The sequence below is a fragment of the Symmachiella macrocystis genome (genome assembly GCF_007860075.1).
Taxonomy (GTDB): Bacteria; Planctomycetota; Planctomycetia; order Planctomycetales; family Planctomycetaceae; genus Symmachiella; species Symmachiella macrocystis.
This window is the reverse complement of the sequence record NZ_SJPP01000002.1, coordinates 1,095,274-1,116,311: the sequence shown is the minus strand read 5'-3', so window position 1 is coordinate 1,116,311 and position 21,038 is coordinate 1,095,274. Positions and strand designations below refer to the sequence as shown.

20 protein-coding genes are annotated in these 21,038 nt (G+C 56.1%); 16 read left to right on the top strand and 4 right to left on the bottom strand.

The window, feature by feature from the left end; translation table 11 throughout:
- Nucleotides 1–24 precede the first annotated feature (24 nt).
- Nucleotides 25–678, bottom strand: a complete 654-nt coding sequence (locus CA54_RS22400) for a histidine phosphatase family protein (RefSeq protein ID WP_146373190.1) — start codon at nt 676–678, stop codon at nt 25–27.
- 180 nt (nt 679–858) lie between these two features.
- Nucleotides 859–1,572 carry a site-2 protease family protein gene (locus CA54_RS22395; RefSeq protein ID WP_146373189.1) on the bottom strand — a complete coding sequence of 238 codons (714 nt, stop codon included), beginning with the start codon at nt 1,570–1,572 and terminating at the stop codon, nt 859–861.
- Between the two features lie 357 nt (nt 1,573–1,929).
- Here CA54_RS22395 and CA54_RS22390 point away from each other — a divergent pair, with 357 nt between their 5' ends.
- The 6 genes from CA54_RS22390 to CA54_RS22365 all read left to right on the top strand — a co-directional run bounded on the left by CA54_RS22390 (nt 1,930) and on the right by CA54_RS22365 (nt 5,920).
- Nucleotides 1,930–2,142, top strand: a complete 213-nt coding sequence (locus CA54_RS22390; RefSeq protein WP_146373188.1) for a hypothetical protein — start codon at nt 1,930–1,932, stop codon at nt 2,140–2,142.
- Nucleotides 2,112–2,312 carry a type II toxin-antitoxin system RelE/ParE family toxin gene (locus CA54_RS30245; RefSeq protein ID WP_146373187.1) on the top strand — a complete coding sequence of 67 codons (201 nt, stop codon included), beginning with the start codon at nt 2,112–2,114 and terminating at the stop codon, nt 2,310–2,312. The genes CA54_RS22390 and CA54_RS30245 overlap by 31 nt, the downstream gene beginning before the upstream one ends.
- Nucleotides 2,313–2,717: 405 nt before the next feature.
- Nucleotides 2,718–3,845, top strand: coding sequence for a Gfo/Idh/MocA family protein (locus CA54_RS22380; protein ID WP_146373186.1), 1,128 nt, complete (start codon nt 2,718–2,720; stop codon nt 3,843–3,845).
- A gap of 209 nt (nt 3,846–4,054) precedes the next feature.
- Nucleotides 4,055–5,083, top strand: a complete 1,029-nt coding sequence (locus CA54_RS22375) for a Gfo/Idh/MocA family protein (protein WP_146373185.1) — start codon at nt 4,055–4,057, stop codon at nt 5,081–5,083.
- A 40-nt stretch (nt 5,084–5,123) separates the two neighbouring features.
- Nucleotides 5,124–5,708 carry a zeta toxin family protein gene (locus tag CA54_RS22370; protein WP_231963175.1) on the top strand — a complete coding sequence of 195 codons (585 nt, stop codon included), beginning with the start codon at nt 5,124–5,126 and terminating at the stop codon, nt 5,706–5,708.
- Nucleotides 5,705–5,920, top strand: a complete 216-nt coding sequence (locus tag CA54_RS22365; RefSeq protein ID WP_146373183.1) for a hypothetical protein — start codon at nt 5,705–5,707, stop codon at nt 5,918–5,920. Before CA54_RS22370 ends, CA54_RS22365 begins: the two co-directional genes overlap by 4 nt.
- A gap of 8 nt (nt 5,921–5,928) precedes the next feature.
- Here the strand turns inward: CA54_RS22365 and CA54_RS22360 are convergent, their stop codons facing one another.
- The gene (locus CA54_RS22360; protein ID WP_146373182.1) at nt 5,929–6,384 is read right to left on the bottom strand and encodes a hypothetical protein; all 456 of its coding nucleotides are present in this window, start codon (nt 6,382–6,384) and stop codon (nt 5,929–5,931) included.
- Between the two features lie 220 nt (nt 6,385–6,604).
- Here CA54_RS22360 and CA54_RS22355 point away from each other — a divergent pair, with 220 nt between their 5' ends.
- Complete coding sequence (locus CA54_RS22355) at nt 6,605–9,610, top strand: PVC-type heme-binding CxxCH protein (protein ID WP_146373181.1); 3,006 nt, start codon at nt 6,605–6,607, stop codon at nt 9,608–9,610.
- Between the two features lie 167 nt (nt 9,611–9,777).
- Here CA54_RS22355 and queA read toward each other — a convergent pair whose 3' ends face one another.
- Nucleotides 9,778–10,833, bottom strand: coding sequence for a tRNA preQ1(34) S-adenosylmethionine ribosyltransferase-isomerase QueA (queA, locus tag CA54_RS22350; RefSeq protein WP_146373180.1), 1,056 nt, complete (start codon nt 10,831–10,833; stop codon nt 9,778–9,780).
- A 155-nt stretch (nt 10,834–10,988) separates the two neighbouring features.
- Here queA and CA54_RS22345 point away from each other — a divergent pair, with 155 nt between their 5' ends.
- The 9 genes from CA54_RS22345 to CA54_RS22305 all read left to right on the top strand — a co-directional run bounded on the left by CA54_RS22345 (nt 10,989) and on the right by CA54_RS22305 (nt 21,026).
- Nucleotides 10,989–12,134: a glycosyltransferase gene (locus tag CA54_RS22345; protein WP_146373179.1), complete on the top strand. Its 1,146-nt coding sequence runs from the start codon at nt 10,989–10,991 to the stop codon at nt 12,132–12,134.
- 178 nt (nt 12,135–12,312) lie between these two features.
- Nucleotides 12,313–12,750, top strand: a complete 438-nt coding sequence (gene mraZ / locus CA54_RS22340; protein ID WP_146373178.1) for a division/cell wall cluster transcriptional repressor MraZ — start codon at nt 12,313–12,315, stop codon at nt 12,748–12,750.
- A 423-nt stretch (nt 12,751–13,173) separates the two neighbouring features.
- On the top strand, nt 13,174–14,088 hold the full coding sequence (gene rsmH / locus CA54_RS22335; protein ID WP_146373177.1) for a 16S rRNA (cytosine(1402)-N(4))-methyltransferase RsmH: 915 nt from the start codon (nt 13,174–13,176) through the stop codon (nt 14,086–14,088).
- A complete protein-coding gene (locus CA54_RS22330; protein WP_146373176.1) occupies nt 14,085–16,079 on the top strand; it encodes a LysM peptidoglycan-binding domain-containing protein in 1,995 nt (664 codons plus the stop codon). Before rsmH ends, CA54_RS22330 begins: the two co-directional genes overlap by 4 nt.
- 99 nt (nt 16,080–16,178) lie before the next feature.
- Nucleotides 16,179–16,481 carry a hypothetical protein gene (locus tag CA54_RS22325; RefSeq protein ID WP_146373175.1) on the top strand — a complete coding sequence of 101 codons (303 nt, stop codon included), beginning with the start codon at nt 16,179–16,181 and terminating at the stop codon, nt 16,479–16,481.
- Between the two features lie 68 nt (nt 16,482–16,549).
- The gene (locus tag CA54_RS22320) at nt 16,550–18,301 is read left to right on the top strand and encodes a peptidoglycan D,D-transpeptidase FtsI family protein (RefSeq protein WP_146373174.1); all 1,752 of its coding nucleotides are present in this window, start codon (nt 16,550–16,552) and stop codon (nt 18,299–18,301) included.
- 335 nt (nt 18,302–18,636) lie between these two features.
- Entirely contained in the window at nt 18,637–18,954 is a 318-nt protein-coding gene (locus tag CA54_RS22315; RefSeq protein ID WP_145376020.1) for an MTH1187 family thiamine-binding protein, read from the top strand.
- Between the two features lie 66 nt (nt 18,955–19,020).
- A complete protein-coding gene (locus CA54_RS22310) occupies nt 19,021–19,515 on the top strand; it encodes a flavin reductase family protein (protein WP_197532726.1) in 495 nt (164 codons plus the stop codon).
- Between the two features lie 47 nt (nt 19,516–19,562).
- Entirely contained in the window at nt 19,563–21,026 is a 1,464-nt protein-coding gene (locus CA54_RS22305) for an FAD-binding oxidoreductase (protein ID WP_146373172.1), read from the top strand.
- Nucleotides 21,027–21,038 lie beyond the last annotated feature (12 nt).

Genomic DNA, 21,038 nt, shown 5'->3' with positions numbered 1-21,038 from the left:
AGCAAAGCCGTGCAAAAGGCGGCATCACCCGACCGTCAATCCATCGAGATGAAACGCCGCGTTCATCGTGGTGACGACTGTCTCCTGCGGATTGTGGCGGATAATGTTCACGCCGCAATTCGCTTGTCGAATCGTGGGAGCTAGTTCCAACGGAACGCCCAGCAGAGTCGCCAGATAGACGCGATTGACGACGTTGTGAGCCACCACGACGATCGATTCGCCCCGGTGTTTCTCCAACAACCCGTTGAGCACCGGCGTGACCCGGGCTGCAACATCGCCGTACGACTCTCCTTCAAGATAGCCATGTTTCGCGGGGTTTTCGCGGAAATAGGCATACTCCTCGGCGAAATCCCGCTCGATTGAACCCCAGTCCAATCCTTCCCAACGGCCCACGTCACATTCGTTAATGTCCCCGGCCGTTTGCACCGGCAACTGGTGCGGCTTTGCAATTGCCGCCGCCGATTCTTGTGCCCGCAGCATGGGGCTGGCGTAGACTTGTGAGAGAGGAAACTCGCTCAACAGCGCGCTGCACGCGGCAGCCTGTCGCACACCCAATTTGCTCAGCGGCCCGTTAATCCCTTGCCCTTGCAAGATATAAGGCTGCTGCAAATTCGCATCCGTTGCGCCGTGTCGTACCAAAAACAAATAGGTCGTGTCCGAGGGGGGAAGAGTTTTCATCGATGAAATGACGGAGAATCCATTCTGGAGGTAGGAGTGAGGCTTGAGGGGACAGGGTTGAGGGTTGGCGGGGGGCAGTGTGAAGTCGGGACGTCTAGGGTGGCTTGAAAGACTGGTGGGAGCGTTGATGAACCATCCGGTCTCTCTTTCTGCTCACGCCTGTCCCCTCACCCCTCACGCCTAATTCAACAATGCTTGCACGTCGCCATAGGTTGCGTAAACCATCAAACCCAGAATCAGCACAATGCCCGCAATCGTCAAGCGTTCGTGCAACCACAGCAACCGGCGATCGATCGATTCGAGTAGATACATCATAATCTTGCCGCCATCCAGCGGAGGCATGGGCAGCATGTTGAATACGGCCAAGCTGATACTCAACGCATTCAGGAATTTCAGCATCCCGATAAATCCACCGGAGACAATTTTATCTCCCACAGCCACGATGCCCACGACGCCCGAAACTTCGCCGGCTCCGGTGAACAATCCGCCGATGGCTGCGATCATCGCCATGATCATATTGCCGATTTGCACGACCGGTTCCACTGAGATAGCCGACAGGCTCAACCCACCCTGCGAGACGTTGTAAACCGCCAAGCAGACAAACGAGAGCAGGATATTGGCGACCGGTCCACCAAAGGCAAAGATCAAACGTCGCGAAACGGGAATCTTCACAAACTCGTCATGATCTTCCACAGCCGGCAGGACGTAGCCTCCCAGGGGAATCGCCGACAACCAATAGTCGGTCTCACCCCGCCGCCAGCCCCAAACCTTCGGGCCGATGCCCACGGAAAACCGAGCGACCGGAATCTTGGTCCACCAAGCGGCGACCAAATGCCCCAACTCATGAATTAAGATCGCCAGTCCGATCAACAAGGCGCTAACGACATATCCCATCTCACAACTCCTAGAACGAGTTTCAAAACCTGGTTGCGCTTGTTCCGGAAACTTACAAATCAGTGTCAGCGGGACGCGTCAGAGGGTTTTGAAACAACTTGTAGCGAGGTTCTATTCAATTTGATCCTCAATTATCACGCGCGGCCGATGCATGTAAAGGCGGGTTCATCGAAATCGGGCTGAAGACGGGTGTTGATTTCTCGAAACAAACCGGCGCAAACGTTGCCTTACGAAACCGTTGCGGCAAGTTGCCTCACGGGATTCCCTCACTTGCCAACAAATACCCTCTTGGCGATGTCTCTCTGGATACTGTACAATTGATTTGTTGTCCACGGTGAAGATCATGTAGGGGATCAAATGTCACAAACACCGAATGAATTGTTAGATGCAATTTTGAAATTGTCCGAGCCAGAGCGACTAATGATTGTCGAGCGTTTGATGGACGATATCTCCGAGGACGCACCTGGTCTCTCCTCAGATGATCCTAAGTTTACTGACGAACTCCGCCGTCGTTCCGGCGACTGGAATCATGCCAAATCATGGGAGCAGGTCCGGGAACAGCTTCGGTAAACGTTATGGTCGTCTACTTTCATCGCGACGCAGACCGTGAGCTACGTGAGTTGTGGGAATGGTATTCCCAACGCGATTCCACAGTGGCAACACGATTCCTTCGCGCAGTAGACAACGCCGTCGAACGCATACAGTCCCACCCACCTTCTCATCCGATCGAATTAGACTAATTTCGGTGGGTACGCGTGCGGCAATTTCCGTTTCGATTGATCTTCGAACAGCCGGATGAGAATCGAATATTGGTCTTGGCAGTCGCTCATTCCAGCCGTGAACCAGAATACTGGCAGGATCGCATATAAGTTGCCCGATGGCGGTCTGCGGTGTCTCTTTGATTATCTTGTCGTCAGAAGAAATCCCGCCGGGTGCCACTGCTGGCTTGTCCAGGTGTGTCTTTCAATCGCTCGGTTTGCCCCTGACTGAACAAACCACAACGCGCGGTTTCGGCCCTCTCCATAAAACCACTCCCGTTTGATTGGCGTTTGCCTACCAAACCGTTATCGTGAAGCCGTTGTCCTAGCATTTTTAGCGGCAACATCCAAGATTTTCATCACTCACGACGCGAGAGGAAATAGACCATGGGTCGGCAACAGGTGAACGTCGCGATTATTGGCATGGGCTTTGGTGCGGAGTTTATCCCGATTTATCAACGCCATCCGCAGGCCAAAATGTACGCCATTTGCCAACGGTCCGAGGCGAAGCTCAACGAGATAGGCGACGCTTTCGGGATCGAAAAACGCTACACCAACTACGACGACGTCCTCGCCGACCCGGACGTCGATTTCGTGCACATCAACACACCAATCCCCGACCACGCACGGCAATCGATCGCCGCCCTCAAAGCAGGCAAGCACGTGATGTGCACGGTTCCCATGGCGACCAGCATCGCCGAGTGCGAGGAAATCGTCAATCTGGTCAAAGAGACCGGCCTCAAATACATGATGGCCGAAACCGTGGTCTATGCCCGCGAATTTCTATTCACCAAGGAACTCTACGAAAAGGGCGACTTGGGCAAAGTGCAATTCCTGCAGGCCAGCCATGTGCAGGACATGGACGGCTGGCCCGACTATTGGCCCGGATTGCCCCCCATGCACTACGCCACCCACTGCGTCGGTCCCTGTATGGCACTGACACGCGACGAAGCGGAGTACGTCTCCTGTTTCGGATCGGGCACGATTCGTGAAGAGTTGATCCCGAAATACAACTCTCCCTTCGCTGTGGAAACCACGCACATCAAATTCCGCAATTCGGACCTGACTGCCAGAATTCACCGTTCACTTTTCGACGTCGCCCGCCAATACCGCGAAAGCTTTGACGTCTACGGCACCAAACAAGCTTTTGAGTGGCCGTTGATCGAAGGTGAAGATCCGGTACTGCACACTGCCAAAAAACCGGAGCCGGAAATCCCCGAGCGGATCAAGGTCCCGGACTACGCGCATCTCTTGCCGGAAGAAATCCAACCCTTCACCACCGGCGGTGTCTATGATGCGGACGACCACCAACACCTCTCCTTCACACAAGGTGCCGGTCACGGCGGATCACACCCCCATTTGGCGCACGAATTCCTCTCCGCCCTGATCGAAGACCGCGACCCCTATCCCAATGCTGTGCAATCAGCCAACTGGACCTGCGTCGGCATCTGCGCCCACGAATCAGCCCTTAAAGGCGGAGAAATCGTCCGCTTGCCGGAATTCACCCTGTCTTAGTTGCGCGGCGCAAGGTTTAGCTAGCCACAGATTGAACACAGATGAAACACGGATCAAAAAAAGAAAAAGAACAAAGAACACTTCAATTGTGATGGCGATATTCGCAATTTCGAAGGTCGTTTACTCTTTGAAAATCTGTGTTTGATCTGTGTTCAATCTGTGGCAAAGAATCCTAACTAACCTAACCCAAAACTCCCACGGATTATCTCATGTCTGCCGTTCGATTTGCCGTTGCCGGGTTGAAGCACTTTCATATCTTGACGTTCGTCAACGGCATGCGCGCTTTGCCCGATGCTCAGTTCGTCGGGTTTTATGACGACGACCCAAAACTGCGCGACCAATACAGTCAAGAGTTCGGCGTGCCCGCATTTGCCTCGGTGGGTGAATTGGTCGAGGCGACCGAGCCGGAAGTCGTCGGGGTTGCTGTTGAAAACAGCAAAAAGGGAGCGGTGATTTGCGAATTGGCTGAGCGTGGTTGTCACGTCCTGGTTGATAAACCGTTGGTCACCAGCTTTGCGGATCTCGACGACGTGGAAACGGCGCATGTCAAAACCGGCAAGCAGATCGGTCTGATGCTGATGGAACGCTACAACGGACCGACGCGGGCGGTGCGGGAGTTACTGCAGTCTGGCAAGTTAGGTCGGATGGTCAATTTCACCGGCTTGGCGCCACACAAACTCAAACCGGCGGGGCGTCCGAAGTGGATGTTTGATGCCGACCTATATGGCGGCGTGTTGAATGACCTCTGTATTCACAATATCGATCTGAGCCGCTGGATGTGGGATGAGGAACCGGTAGCCGTGACCGCCGCCGAAGGCTGTTTGCGATTCACGCAGTACGACCGGTTCACCGACCACGCCGAGGTCTTCTTAGAGTTCGCCGACAGTTCGACGGCAATGCTCCGCGCCGATTGGCTCACGCCCGAGGGCTTCCCCGCGCACGGCGACGGCCGTCAGTTTTTTGAATGCACTGAAGGGACCATCGAAATCCTGGCCGCCCCCGATATCCACCGTTTGGGGGAAGGCACGATCCACTACGACGCCTGGGACGCCGAGCGGACCCAATTGGCCCCCGCACCGCCGGAAAAATCCGCCTTCGCCGATTTCGTCGCCCTCTGTCGCGGCACCCAGCAGGCGGAGTTATTCCCGTCCGACGGTTTCCGCTCCACCCGCATCACCCTCTACGCCCGCGAAGCAGCGCGGACGGGGACGAAGATTGATCTGCGTGATAAACTGTAGAGCGGAAGAGCATTTGTTCCTGAAATAAGGATTGCATCTCGTGACAAGCGCGCCAAATGTCATCGTTGTGGCCGGTCCCAACGGCGCCGGAAAATCTACGGCGGCGCCGGCACTGTTACGGGATTTCGCAAAAGTATTTGACTTCGTGAATGCCGACATTATTGCACAGGGCTTATCAGCATTTCACACCGATTCGGTCGCGATCCAAGCCGGACGTATAATGCATACACGCATTCACGAATTGGCCGAGCAACGCGCCAATTTTGCTTTTGAAACGACCTTAGCATCACGTTCATTTGCTCCGTGGCTGAAGGAATTGCGCGCCTCCGGTTATCTCGTCCATTTGGTTTTCTTATGGCTTCCTTCGCCGGAATTTGCCATTGGACGCGTCGCAATGCGCGTCGAACAAGGTGGACATCACGTTCCCGATGAGACCGTGGTCAGGCGGTATCATGCAGGGCTAAACAATTTCTTCCAGCTTTACCGTCCGGTTGCAGATTCCTGGTCGATCATCGACAACTCTGGAACTGGAGAACAAACACCGATTGCTTTATGGCAGGAAAATGCGACAATTGAAGTGTTGCAACGCGATATCTGGCAGAAACTGTTAGACGACTACTCATGATCAAGAAAAACGAGTCGGTAAATCAAAGCGAATCGGATTCTAGTGCCATCACTGCGCGGCTCTTGGATTTCGCGAAAATCGAGCAAGTCCTCAACGAAGTCGCCCGCAAGACCGTTCAGGAACACGCCCGTGCGGGGCGGAAGATTCCCGTTTGGCGCGATGGTCAAGTTGTCTGGATTCTGCCGGAAATCGAAGACGACGGCGAGAAGTGAGCGGCGGCTTACACAATTTTCGTCCGTCGATGCGCGCGGCTGGGCCAGTTGATGACCAGGGCGGCGATCACGACCACGACCACAATGGTGGAATTGCCATTTTTCGAGGCTTCATGCAACGAGCGAAATGCACCATCGAGTGTCCGGTCCGTCATCATTTTTTCTAGTGGGCGATACACCAAAAAGTAATCCGCAATTGCTCCCGCCAGCGCGAGTGCCACCAAGCCCAGTCCCAACCAGCTGCGGATCGATCCCAGCTCGCCATGTTTGCGGGCGAAGAAACCGGCCACCAACGCGGTTCCCAGCAGTCCGAATTCCAATACGTAATAATAGGGGAAACGGATCAGCGACAGTTGCATCCGTAGCTCCGAATCAACCTCCGGCGACCGGGTCAGTCCGACCGTGATCAACACAAACAACGCAGCTGCCCCCGCCCATGCAGCAGGACACAACCGAAATAACATCAAACAAAATCCCCACATCGTCGTCACCTTTCCGGTCACAAATCTCGTCTCGCCAACCGCTGGGCTTTGCCATTCTCTGCATCGGCGGCGATAATGGAATTCCGCCGACGGTGTTACTGAAACCAGTCGTAACAGTGTACACGAATCGTGCCGAAGGATGCGATCGTTGGTTGGGACTACACAATTATTTCGCCACAGATGAAACACAGATCGAACACAGATGAACAATTATGTCGCCAAATTCCTTCGTTTCTCACTGTTCGCTTGCGGATGTCTATTCGTCGCCGCGCACCTCGATTTGCTGCTGGCCACAGAAAAACCGGCTGCCACGACGCCCATCCACAGTCCGCTGACCATTGCCGACTCACTGGCGAATTTTCAGTTGCATCCCGATTTGAAAATCGAATTGGCCGCCGCTGAGCCGGATGTGATTGATCCGGTCGCTATCCGTTTTGACGAACAGGGGCGGATGTGGGTGGTCGAAATGCGGGACTATCCCAATGGCCCCGGTGAAGGCGAACCACCCAGATCACGGATTTCCGTGCTCGAAGATCGCGACGGCGACGGCCGGTTTGAAACCTCACAAGTATTCGCCGACAATTTGCTGTTTGCCACGGGCATTCAACCTTGGCAGGCGGGCGTGATTGCCACAGTGGCCGGAGAAGTGATCTACCTCAAAGACACCACGGGAGATGGAGTCGCTGACCTGCGCGAGACGTGGTTTTCCGGTTTCGTCGCCGAGAATCCACAATTGCGGGCCAATCACCCGACGCTTGCGCTCGATAATCATGTCTATGTCGCCAACGGCCTGCGTGGCGGAAGCGTCGTTACAGAACGGGAGCAATGGGACGGGGATGCCAAACCGGTTTCAATCAGCGGCATGGATTTTCGCTTCGATCCGTTAGCGGGAAAGCCCGAAGGGGTTTCGGGTGTGGGGCAATTCGGATTGTCGTTCGACGATTTTGCCAATCGTTTCACTTGCAGCAATCGCAACCCCTGCATCCACATCGTACTGGCCGACCGGTATATCAAACGCAATCCCTTCTTGGCTGTCGGGGCGGTGGTCAATGATGTCTCACCTGCCGGAACAATCTCGCGGGTCTATCCCATCAGCAATTTTTGGACAACCTCGACCCTGCACGAAGGGCAATTCACCGCCGCCTGCGGCGTGACCATCTATCGCGGCGATGCCTTACCCGCCGCGTTTTGTGGGAATAGCTTTACCTGCGAACCGACCGGCAACCTCGTGCATCGCGACGTGCTCACGCCCAGCGGAGCAACGTTTGCCTCAACACCGGGACGCGACAAAGTCGAATTCTTAGCCTCCCCCGACACCTGGTTTCGCCCGGTGAATCTGACCGTCGGCCCCGATGGTGCGTTATATGTCGTCGACATGTACCGGGCTGTCATCGAGCATCCACAATGGATGCCCGAGGAATTGCGGGACCGCACCGATCTGGAGTACGGCAACGATCGTGGACGCATTTGGCGGATCACGCCCAAGAATTGGAAACGGCCTGCGGAACAACCGCAACTCGCATCGGCGACGTCCGGGAAACTCGTCGAATCTCTAAACCACGACAACGCTTGGTGGCGCGAGACAGCACAGCGACTGCTCATCGAACGCCAAGCCCGCAACGTGCAGCCACAACTCGAACAACTCGTGGGCGGCGACGCAAAACCAACGGCCGCCGTGCATGCCCTTTGGACGCTCAATGGCCTCGGCGTACTGTCTGACGAAGTCATCGCCACGGGGCTGACGCACATTTCACCCCGTGTTCGCGAACAAGCGGTCCGGTTGTCCGAGACGCGTCAGAGCAAATCGCAGTCGCTACAAGCCGCCGTCATGAAATTGGCTGACGATAACGACCCACGCGTACGATTCCAAACTGCGCTCAGCCTCGGCGAAGCAGCCACCGACGAGGAACGTCTCACCGCCCTGGCCGATGCCCTTGCCATTGGCGGGGCAGACCACTGGACCCGTCTAGCTGTCTTCAGCGCCGCTCCGAATCACGAACAGGAATTGTTAAAGCGCTTATGGACCAAATCCGTCGCTCCGGAAAAACTAGCTCCGCTGGCTACGGAAATCGCTGCCTTAGTCAGTTCTCGCCAGAAGCCCAAGGAAATCGGCGGCGTGTTGCAAAACCTGACCACGTTGCCCGCAGCCATGCCGGACGCAGCAAAAAGGCAATTGCAGGCGGCGCTGATTAGCGGCTTGGGGCAAGGACTCGGGCGTCGCGGCGTGAAATTGGACGCCATGCTCAACAAACTCCCGGTAGAATTCGCCGACACACAAGCGGCGGTGCAGAACGTCTTCCAGCAAGCCAAATCCACCGCAGCCAACGCGGAGCAAGACCTCGCCGCCCGCACCGCCGCCATCCAATTATTACAGTACACAACCTTCGCAGACGCTGGCTCGACGCTGATGGAACTGATTGAAAATGATCCGGCCCAAGCAATTCGCCTCGCCGGCATCGATGTGCTGGCCGGTTTTCAGGATGGCTCGATCGGACCGTTTTTGCTGACCGGATTCAGTGGACAGACCCCAGCGGGGCGACGCGCGGTGATTAACGCGCTGTTGCGAAACGATGCCCGCGCCACGTTATTACTCGATGAAATTGAAGCCCAAACCATCGCTGTTGCCGAGTTGGGAGCCACCAACGTCAATCGACTGACCAAGCATAAAAACCCCGCACTGAAGACCCGCGCCGGGAAGTTGCTCGCCAGCGCGATTCCCGCCGATCGCAAAGAAGTGCTTGCCAAGTATCAAACAGCATTGACACTCAAACCCAATCCCCAGCAGGGCAGGGCGTTGTTTGAGAAAAATTGCAGCACCTGCCATCGCGTGAGCAATATCGGCGTGGAAATCGGCCCGGACATCGCTGACTCCCGTACACGTCAACCGGCCGCCCTGTTAACCGACATCCTCAATCCCAATCGCGCCATCGACGCCAACTATGTCAGCTACTCTATCGTGACGGAGCAGGGGACCACCGTCACCGGCATCATCGCCGCCGAAACCGCTTCGTCGATCACCATCAAACAACCCGAAGGAAAACATGTAACCGTCTTGCGGCAAGACATCGACGAAGTCATCTCCAACGGCGTCTCGCTGATGCCCGAAGGCCTCGAGAAAAACCTCACCCTGCAACAAATGGCCGACCTCATCGCCTTCATCAAAAACTGGCGCTACCTCGACGGCAACGTCCCGCTGCGCGAACGATGAAAAAAAAATCACCATGGAGGCACGAAGGACACGGAGTTTAAAAGACTGTAGACCATAGGCCGTAGACTATAGGATTGGACTGCCCACGCTATTCCTACGGACTACGGTCTAAAGCCTACAGCCTCTTTCCCCGTGTCCTCCGTGCCTCCGTGGTGAACCTTAAAAAATCACAAAATCAACATCGCATCGCCGTAACTAAAAAAGCGATACTGCTGGGCAATCGCTTCGGCATAGGCTTGGCGGATTAAGTCGTAGCTGGCGAAGGCGCTGATCATGACCAGTAGGCTCGACTTGGGGAGATGGAAGTTGGTCAGTAGGACATCGACCGCTTGAAACGTGTAGGGCGGGCGGATGAAGAGGTCGGTTTGATCCTGGTAGGCGGCAATTTTGCCGTTGCGGGCTGCTGACTCCAACGTGCGGACGCTCGTGGTTCCGACTGCCACGATGCGGCCGCCTTGTGATCTGGTGTTTCGCAACTGCTGCGCGACGGTTGCATCCAGTTCGCACCACTCCTCATGCATGCGGTGCTCGTCGAGGTTTTCGACGGAGATTGGCCGGAAGGTGCCGATGCCGACGTGGAGCGTCACAAATTCCTGCCCCACGCCTTGCTGTCTACACTCTTCAAGTAATTCCGGCGTGAAGTGCAACCCGGCTGTTGGAGCGGCGACGGCTCCGTAGCTGCGGGCGTAGGTGGTTTGGTAGCGTTGCCAATCGTCCGAGGTCGCCAATTCGCGTTCAATGTATGGCGGTAAGGGAACGGTTCCAAATTGCCGTAAGATCTCGACCGCATCCCCCTCTCGCTCAGGGCGGGCGAACCACCCCCCGTCGTCATCGCGTTCCAGCAGCGTCAAATGAAATTCGGCCGCCGAATCCGCGGGATGCGCTGGCAGCAAGGTAATCGACTCACCCGGCTGCAATTTGCCCCGTGTTTTGCTTAGTATCTGCCACCGCTGCTCGGCATCACAGCCGAGATACAACCCCTCCCAAGCCCCGCCGGTGGCGGTCCGCTTGCCGAGCAATCGTGCGGGGAGCACCTTGGTGTCATTCAAAACCAGCGTGTCTCCGGCTCTCAAATACCGCGGCAGATCGGTGATGTGCGCGTGTTCGATCGTGCCCGTACTGCGATCCAGGACCAACAATCGCGACCCATCTCGCTTTTCCGCCGGTTGTCGCGCAATCAATTCGCTCGGCAATTCGTAGTCATAATCAGAAAGCTGCTGCATGAATGGTATTCGTATCTGTTTGTGGGGTGGGCCGGTTTGATCTCGTCTTTACCCGGTCTGGCTGCGACAGTATATACAGCGCCCCTTCGGCAAAAAATGCCCGCGCGAAGTTTTCGCAGTCGGAAAATGACTCCCTTCAAGACAAAGGCTGACACGTGTCGCCACCATCCCCACCGATTCGCTTGGCGTTTTGCATCACGGATCTTGATCCGGGAGGCGCCGAACGGGCGTTGGTGCAGATCGTGACCCGCTTGGATCGCACCCGCTGGGAACCAGTGGTTTACTGCCTCTCAGCCCCCGGCGATCTGGTTGCTGTCTTAGAAGCGGCCGATATTCCGGTAACCTGTTTCGGAGCCAGCGGCTTGCGGAGCATTGGCGTGATACGGCAACTGGCCCGCGCCCTAAAACAGAACCGGCCGCAATTGCTGCAGACGTTCTTGTTTCATGCCAATCTGATCGGACGCCTCGCTGCACGCTGGGCGGGCGTTTCGCAGATCGTATCGGGCATTCGTGTTGCTGAAAAACGGATAAACTTGCACCTACGTTTGGATCGACTGACAAACTCGCTGGTCGCCTTCAACGTTTGTGTCAGCCAAGCGGTGGCTGATTTTTCGATAGAGCGCGGCGGCCTGTCGCCGAAAAAAACGATCGTGATTCCCAACGGTGTGGACTACGAAAAGTTCGCACACGCGCAACCGTTGTCACTGACTGAATTCGGCATCCCGCCCGACAGCCGCGTTGTCGTGACGGTCGGACGCTTGGATCCGCAGAAGGGTTTAACGTTTTTATTGCCGGCGTTTTCAGAAGTACACTCGCAATACCCCGATGCGCATTTGCTGTTAGTGGGCGAGGGACCTCAGCGCGAGGAACTACAGTCGATGACAAACGATTTGGGTTTGAACACGCACATACACTTCGCAGGATGGCAGCCTGATGTGCCGGGGATTTTGAAGTCGTGCGACTGCCAAGTGTTGGCCTCGTTGTGGGAAGGGATGGCCAACGTGGTTTTGGAGGGCATGGCGGCCGGTATTCCGATTCTTGCCACCGCCGTTGAGGGCGTCGCTGAGCAAATCGTCAGTGGGGAAAATGGAATCGTGGTCGAGGCTGGTTCGGCCTCGGCATTGGTTGTGGGGATGAATCAGTTGCTTGACGATCCCCAAAACGCGCAAACCATGGCAGCACGCGCGCAAGTGGTTGTAGAGGAGAGGTTTACGTGGGACAAGGTTGCCGCGCAATATGACAGTTTGTATGCGGAAATTGTGGGCATTCCTCCGCTCACAAAGAGTGAACCTGGGACATAGACAGGTGGTTTTTCCGGTTAATGAGAAATTTACAGTCGCCGCAACTTATTGTTTAGCAATGTGTTAGGAGCGAAATTTGATTTAGGTCTTGTAAAACTCACCAAATTTCCCTTGACCAATGGGATTCCCTTGGTAGATTTGGCAACCGATGGGGACGAGTGGGGGAAAGTGGTGAAAAATGCCTCTGACCGGGACTTTTAACAGAAGCATGGATGACAAGAGTCGATTCGCCGTCCCCAAGCGTTTGCGTGAACAATTTGGTGAGGAGGAACTTCGCAGTATCTACGTGGCTCCGGGAACGGAGTGCTCACTAGATCTTTACTCAAAGATAGCGTTCGAAGAATTAGCGGATCGAGTTGCTACCATGTCGCCAACGCGGGCCGACATCCGCAATTTCAAGCGGTTGTTTTATGGGCGAGCGGAAAGAGTCGACCTCGATTCCCAGGGACGGATTCGGATTCCCGAACGTCTCGTGACTTTTGCCGGTCTCCAAAAGGAGGTTGTCCTGATTGGTGTCCACGACCATGTTGAGGTCTGGGACGCTGCGGTGTGGCAACAATTTTTGGAGAATCACTCTACAGATTTTGACAGCATGGCGGCTGGCGTGTTCGAATGATCGCCCATGGCATGGATGCCAATTTTAAGATCAGGGAACCAGAACCCGGCAGTTCGCACCCGCATCACCGGGTACAACAGGCTTGGAGCTTGATGAACCCAGCGATGCACATGGAAACTCCGCTGGCTACCGGGCTGTGCGGAGAACGGTCGACAAGGATGCATGACCGGCGTGGGACGGCGTGGTTTACGAGACTGAGCCCTACTGCGGATCATTCGCCTCACTAGGGTAGCATGGATGCTGCCCGAGGGGATGATTCCTCGATCTTGCCGAGGAATTTGGTTTTTAAAACCTATCCGCATTATAGCCACCTTTCCTGCGCTAGGGAACATCTGCTCAGGTTTTTCCCTATCTGATCGATTTTGCTCAGCGGCTCCGCTTCGCGACTTGAGATCACTAGCGCTGCTCTCCATACTGCACAGCATGCCCAGCTCCTCTCCTTCTGACTCAACGCCGCCGCTATCCGTCCATCTCCCCGTGCTCATGCGCGAGGTGCTTCGCGCGATCAATCCGCAGCCGGGACAAATCATCGTCGACGGCACCGCCGGCGGCGGGGGGCATAGTCGCGAAATCCTCAAACGGATCGGCGAGACCGGGACGCTTATCGGCTTGGACCGCGATCCGATGATGTTGAAGTTGGCCGCCCAGAAGGTCCAGGGCGAAAATGTTCATCTGGTCCAGGCGTCCTACGCACTGTTACCGCAGGTCTTGGAGGATTTGGGGATCGCCCAAGTCGACGGTATATTGCTCGACTTGGGATTGTCTTCGGATCAATTGGCCGACCGGCGGCGGGGATTCGGGTTTGCCGCCGAAGGCCCATTGGATCTGCGGTTCGACACCACCGCAGGGGAACCAGCCTGGCAATTGTTGGAGCGGCTCAACGAAGAGGAGCTCGCAACAATTTTTATGGAATTCGGCGAGGAGCGTTTTGCCACACAAATTGCCGCACGCATTGTTGAGACGCGAAAACGAAAACCAATCCTCACCGCGCAGGATCTGACCACTGTCGTCACTGCAGAGGTTAGCTCAAAACGCTCAGCCCGTTCCGACCGTCAACCGGCGACGCGCGTGTTCCAAGCGCTGCGGATCGCCGCCAATGAGGAGTTGGGGCAACTGGAGGTTTTTCTCAAATCGCATCTCCAAGATTTTTTGAAAACTGGCGGCCGAGGAGCCATAATTAGCTTCCATTCGCTGGAAGACAGGTTGGTAAAAAACGCGTTTCGTGATAAACACCGCTTTCGTTTATTGACACCGAAACCGGTGATTCCGGCGGCAGTGGAGCAGAGGGCGAATCCACGGTCGCGATCGGCCAAGTTACGAGCGGTGGAAAGATTATGACGGATAACAATCAGCGGCAGGATGCCGACGAACGCCCCGATGAAGATACGGATTTTGATAGGGACGCCGACCAGTCGTCCAGTGCGGCAGCCGATTGGGGTTTGAAAAAGCCCAATTCTGGCATCGGCAAGGAAATCAAAATCGGTGTGACAATCTTGGCACTGATTTGCGGAATCTTTGGCTACGTGCTGTATAAGAAATCCGCGGATGGACTCCCCGATGTCGCGATTGAGGGCGACAAGGAAACAGACGACGAAACTCCGCCTGTCGAGAAGAAAAACAAAATCGTCCAAGCGAGTAGCACGACTCCGACCGAAGAGACTTCCACAGTCCCTGCGAATGCAGTCGCGGGCACGCTTGGTGAGTTTCCGGCGACCAATGCTCGTCAACCCGATGCGTATGCTGCAAATGCTCCAACGCAAAATCACGAGCAGCCGCTCCGGGACGATTACGATCTAATGGCCGAAGCGGATGCACTTGCCGATGCGCGCAATGCCAACGCCGGCCTGCTGGAAAACGATGAATGGGAGGCCGATCCAGCTGCGGGACAGTTGTCCGACACTACGGACCTGGCCGCTGACAGCTACAACGATTTTCCGCCCGCCCAAGACCATCCGCCCGCTCAGACCGAAGAGTTTCCCGAACCGAGCGCAGACGAATTCACGAGTCTGGACGATACGGCGAATCCGTATGAGGTTGCAGGGAACGACGGTGAAATCAGCACACTCCAAGACGATTCCACAACCTTCGCCGATCCAGCCGCTGAGCAATTTACTCAGGATGAAACACAGCTCGACGAGTTCTCAAGTCAAGAATTCGCCAACGATCGAGAATTTGCCGAAACTACAGAATTCTCAGACACGCAAGAGTTCGTAGACGAACCGGCGATGGGAAATCAGGAACCGGTGGTTGAGGATTTCGAGGTCGCTAACGACGAATTTGGTGAGTTGGCTGAGCCCCAGACTGCTGAGGTGAACGATTACCGCTCTCCGGTGAATGAGGAATTGGGCGGTCAGCTAGAAGAAATGACTGAGACCGAATTCGGTGAGCCGCAGCCAACCGACCCGCGCGTCGGGGAATTTCAGAATGTGACGCGACACACCGGGCAGGCGAGTAGTACGACGATTGTGCAGCGGACCGATGAATCACCGTTGGAACCAGAACAGTCGTTTGAAAATCCGACACCAGCCCAAGACCGCGTCAACGGATACCATGCCGTCAGCAGCTACCAAAACGAAATCGAAAGCACCAACCGCGCCGCCGCTCCCGATCAATTCACGGTGGATGAAACCGGGTTCGATGAACAGGGATACGTCGGATCGACCGATGTGGCCTCCCCCATTGCGCAGGACAACCAGACCTATGGTTTCGACCAACGGCAACAAGTCGAGGAAACCTTTGACACGCCGGTTCCCCACAATGGTCCAAGCTACGTCGTCGAATCGAACGATAGTTTTTGGTCAATCGCCCGGCAGACTTATGGCGATCCCAAATATTTTCAAGCTTTAGCCAAATACAACGAACGAACTATTCCCAATCCCAAAGCCATGCGGCCCGGCATCGAAATTGCGACCCCCGCAGCTGCTGAATTGGAGCAGTTGTATCCTGATCTGTTGGGGAACGTCGAACAGGTCGCGCGGCACGTGCCGGCAGTTGAGACCCCGATCGCGTCAGGTGACTTTTTGGATAGTGAGGAATTTCGCGGTCGCGTTGGTTACGGAACCGGAGAAACCATTTCTCGCGCAGCGGCCGATGCCTCGGGTTACTCGATTGCCAGAGACGGTCGTCCTCAGTATCGAGTCTCTTCGGGTGACAACCTAGGCACGATTGCTCGGCGGCATTTGGGGAAAGCTTCCCGTTGGGAAGAGATTTACCGGCTCAACCAGGACCGCCTCGCAGACCCAAATCGCCTCAAAATCGGCACGGTCTTGCGACTTCCCGACGATGCCCGCCAGGAAGCGGTCGTCAATCGCCCCACTTACAGTCGATAACCCTAGTGGGGTTCGTGCGATAAATTCAGCGCCATCCGTCTGATCGTCGCTGCGCGCGTGCCGCCGTTATTATCCAAATTGGGCGGTTTCGGAGGCGGCATGTTTGTTCGATTCGCGGGCGCCATCGTGGTGATCGTGCTGATCGCGTTGGCCGGGATTCGGCTGGAAAAAGAGAATCTCGAATTGCGCCGCGCAGTGAGTCTGCAGCACTACCGGCTCGAGGTCTTGGAGCGACGCCATGCGCTGCACCGTTTGAAGGTCCAGCAATTGGGAGCTCCGGCGCGAATGATTGAATCGTTGGAATCGGGGAAACTGCAAGTCTTGGCCCCCGCTCGTAAACCGACAAAATCAGCCAACGAGCTCATCGCTCGCGACCCGCAGCAGGCACGGCGCTTGTACTAACTGTACCGGGTCGCGTATCGTGGGTCGCACCCAACTGGTGTGTTTTGTGTGTGGGGAAAGTAGTGGCGATGTCTCAAGACCGACAACACGACGCCGCCAACGATCCCGCGCGTACTAGTTGGCGGGAATGGCTGTTGCGTTCGATGCTTGTCGGCGTGTGGTTGGTACTGGCTGGGCGGTTGGTGTTCTTGCAGATGATTCAAGGCCCACGGCTCAGGCAACAGGTCGAAAAGCAATGGGCCGCGCACGAAGTCTTACCGGCCCGCCCGGGCGATATTACCGATCGCAACGGACGCCTGTTGGCGACAACGGTCTCGGTGCGAAGCCTGTTTGTCGTACCCGCGCAGATCGAGCAGCGTTGGCAATTCGCCGCCCAATTGGCTGATGCCCTCGGACGCGATCGTGACCAGGTGTTCCAACGCATCTCCGCGCACGGCGACAAGCAATTCCTCTGGATGGCGCGGCGATTGACCGACGAACAGGCCGCCGTCATTCGCGATTTGGACCTGCCCCGCGATTGTTTCGGATTTCGTGACGAGTTTCTCCGCGTTTATCCCCAAGGCGAAATTGCCGCTCAAGTGTTGGGTATCCGAGACATTGATGGGATCGGTCGCGGCGGGTTGGAGGAGCACCTCAATGAGGCCCTACGCGGCCGCGATGGCCGACGCTCCGTGGCGCGGGATGCGCGGGGCCATGTGGTCGAGGTCAGCGAACGCATTACCCGTCCGCCGCAGCACGGCCAAACCGTTCGGCTCACCTTAGATGCGGTCATTCAGCTGCATGCGCAACGGGCGCTGCAAAAAATCATGCAGGACTGGAAACCAAAATCTGCTTGCGCCATCGTGCTCGAACCCCAAACCGGCGGCGTGTTGGCGATGGCCAATTGCCCCACATTTGACCCCAATCATCTCAACAACGTTCCCGATGAGGCTTGGAAAAACCATGCGATTGCATCGATATATGAACCAGGATCGACATTCAAACCATTCATCGTCGCCACCGCGATCGAACAAGGGTTGATTCAGCCCGACGAAATGTTCGACTGCGAGCATGGCGAATACCGCATGGGACGGCGGGTTCTGCACGATCACCATGGCTATGGCGAGCTGAGCGTGACGGACATTCTGGTGAAGTCCAGTAATATCGGCATGGCCAAAATCGGTGAGCGGCTGACAAATCCGGGAATCCATGCCACCGCTGTGAAATTCGGTTTCGGTCGCAAGACCGGCATTGAACTGCCCGGCGAACTGAAAGGGATGTTGCGTCCGTTGCGAAAGTGGAACAGCTACTCGACCGGCTCCGTTCCCATGGGGCAGGAGATTGCCGTCACACCGTTGCAATTGATCTCCGCCACTGCGGGACTGGCCAATGGCGGACGGCAATGCACACCGCACTTGGTGGAAAATCAGCGATCAGGAATCGCGGGGCCGGCAACTGTGATCGTCTCGCAAACGGTCGATGCCAATGTTGCGGATTGGATCGTGCAAGGCCCCATGACCGAGGTGGTGCGACGCGGCACAGGGCGAAATGCGAAGTCGAAGGATTATACGGTGTTCGGAAAAACCGGTACCGCCCAAAAACCCGATCCGCAAACCGGCGCGTATTCCAACCAGTTGCACGTCAGTTCCTTCATCTGCGGTGCTCCTGCGGAGAATCCGCAAGCGCTGGTGCTGGTGGTCGTCGATGAGCCTTCCGTAGGACCCAACCATTACGGCGGAACCATCGCCGCCCCCGCCGCAGCTCAAATCCTCAAAAAAACGCTCGAACAAATGCGCGAACGCGAAGTCGAACTAGCCACCCAACCACGCCAGTTTCGCTAGCGGCATGGCCGCTTGGTGCGAGCTTCCGCTCGGAGGGGGGGGGTCCGCTCCCGTTGGTCGCTGCGCGTTGCGAGTACGGTCTCCGGGAGGGTGAGGCTCCTGCCGAGCCGCGCGCTACTGCAATGCGTCATTTGGCCAACACGTTTGCAAGCCATCCTACAGTTACCGATGCGGCTCAGCAGGAGCTTCGCCCTCCCGACGGGCTTATTGACTAGGTACGTGCTGCGGTGAATTGGTTCTGTGGCGGAAAGGGGACGCGGATCATTGCAAGGTGCGGCTGCCTCCCTAGAATAGAAGCATTGCGGTTACCGTTCACTATTCGGGGAATCCATAGCGTGGTTTTATTAGAATTCAGCATGACGCCTTTGGGCAAAGGCGAAAGTGTGAGTCCCTATGTGGCGCGGTCTGTGGAAATCATTTCGCAGAGCGGTCTGGACTATCGTTTGCACGCTATGGGGACGGTCATCGAAGGAGAATGGGACGAAGTGATGGCCGTCGTGACCAAGTGTTACGAAGCCATGAGCGTCGACTGTGACCGCGTGACCTGTTCAGTCAAAATCGATGCCCGTCGCGGAGCCAGCGGTCGGCTGGTCTCTAAAGTGCGCAGCATCGAAGATAAAGTCGCCGGCGATCTCAAGACCTCCGAATCCTAAACCCAATCGACATTCGACAACTTCTCCCGGTATGGCCTGGGGGGGATGCGTTTCTCAAGGAGTATCATGGCAGACGAAAAAAACAGCGAACTGGCCCAAGTGTTGGGGCGGATTCCCAGCGGGGTGTTCATCCTCACCTGTGGTGACGACAACGGCAACACGACCGGCATGCTGGCCAGTTGGGTTCAACAGGCGGCCTTTGAGCCCCCCACGATTTCTGTCGTGGTTAAAGAGGGGCGCTATGTGAACGACTGGTTGGGGCAAACCGGCCGAGCGGTCGTGAATGTCATCAGTGAGTCACAGAAACAATTGCTCGGCCATTTCGGTCGCGGCTTCGAACCGGATCAACCGGCGTTTGAAGGTTTGGACATCACCACTGGCGAAACCGGTTTGCCGATCTTGTCGGACAGTCTGGGGTATCTGGAAGGCGAAGTTGTCGAGAGTCTCGCCGCTGGAGATCATCGCGTCTATCTGCTGAAGGTCATTGCCGCTGGCAGCGGTCCCCGCTTGGCGGATGAGTCCCCGATGATTCATATCCGTAAAAACGGTTTTAACTATTAACGGCGGCGATTCGTCTGGTCCTTGAGTTTGTATCTGCGATAAAAAACATGCCTGAAACAGCAACGATATCGACAATTCCCGCCCAAGCACTGCAGGCTCTGCGTCGCATCGTGGGGGAAACCAGTGTGCTTAGCGCCCACGAGCAAGTGCTGGTCTACGAGTGCGACGGGTTTGTGATTGAGAAAAACACTCCCGACTGCGTCGTCTTCCCCGAGACGACTGAGCACGTAGTCGCCATCGTAAAACTATGCAACGAATATAAGATTCCCTTCGTCCCCCGTGGCGCGGGAACCAGTCTTGCGGGAGGGTGCCTGCCCGTGGGCGGCGGCGTGATGATTGCCTTAACGCGGATGCGGGGAATTCATGACGTGAATTTGCGGGATCACTATGCAGTGGTCGGTCCCGGCACGGTGAACGTGCATTTGACGCAGCACCTCAAGGGAACTGGGTTTCACTATGCCCCCGATCCTTCCAGCCAAGGGGCGTGTACGATTGGCGGGAATGTCGCCACCAATTCCGGTGGCCCGCACACCTTAAAATATGGGGTCACAGTCAATCACGTCCTGGGCGCCGAAGTCGTCTTGCCCGATGGCGAGGTGGTGCAATTCGGCGGATATACTGAAGACAATCCCGGTTTCGACTTAACCGGCCTGTTTGTGGGCAGCGAAGGAACATTCGGCGTTTGTACCAAAGTCATCGTACGGCTCACCCGCGATCCAGTCGCCTATCGCACAATGTTGGGAGTCTTCGAAACCGTGGAAGATGCGACGCAAGCAATCAGCGGTATCATCGGGGCGGGCATTGTGCCGGCGGCTTTGGAATTGATGGATCAGGGAATCATCGAAGCGGTCGAACCCGCGTTTCATTTCGGATTTCCGCTCGACGCCGGAGCGGTGTTGCTGATCGAGGTCGACGGCTTGGAAGTCGCCGTCGATGGTGAAGCGGCACAGATTGTGGAGTTGTGTGAACAAAACAACGCCCGTGAAGTCCGCAAAGCCGATTCGCCGCAACAACGCGATTTGTTGTGGAAGTGTCGCAAAAAAGCGTTTGGCGCGATCGGCCGACTCAGCCCCAGTTACTGCACGCAAGACGGCGTGGTACCACGGACGAAGCTGCCAGAGATTTTGAAGTTCATTACCGAAGCAAGTGCCCGTCACGACATTCGCATCGTCAACGTGTTTCACGCGGGCGACGGCAACATCCATCCCATTTTGCTCTTCGACGAACGCGATGCTGAGCAGGTCAAACGCGTGCTGTTGGCCAGCGATGAAATCCTCAATCGTTGTATCGAGCTGGGCGGCAGTGTGACGGGTGAGCATGGAATCGGCGTCGAGAAAATCAACTTTATGAACAAGCTCTTCACCGAAGCCGATTTGGAAACCATGGAAGCAGTGCGAATTGCTTTCAATCCCACAGGATTGTGCAGCCCTCAAAAAATGCTTCCCACGGCTGGCGCCTGTGGGATGGAACACATCGAAAAATCGCATCCCGCCCGTCGGGCCGCTCTCTAATTTCGAAACTGA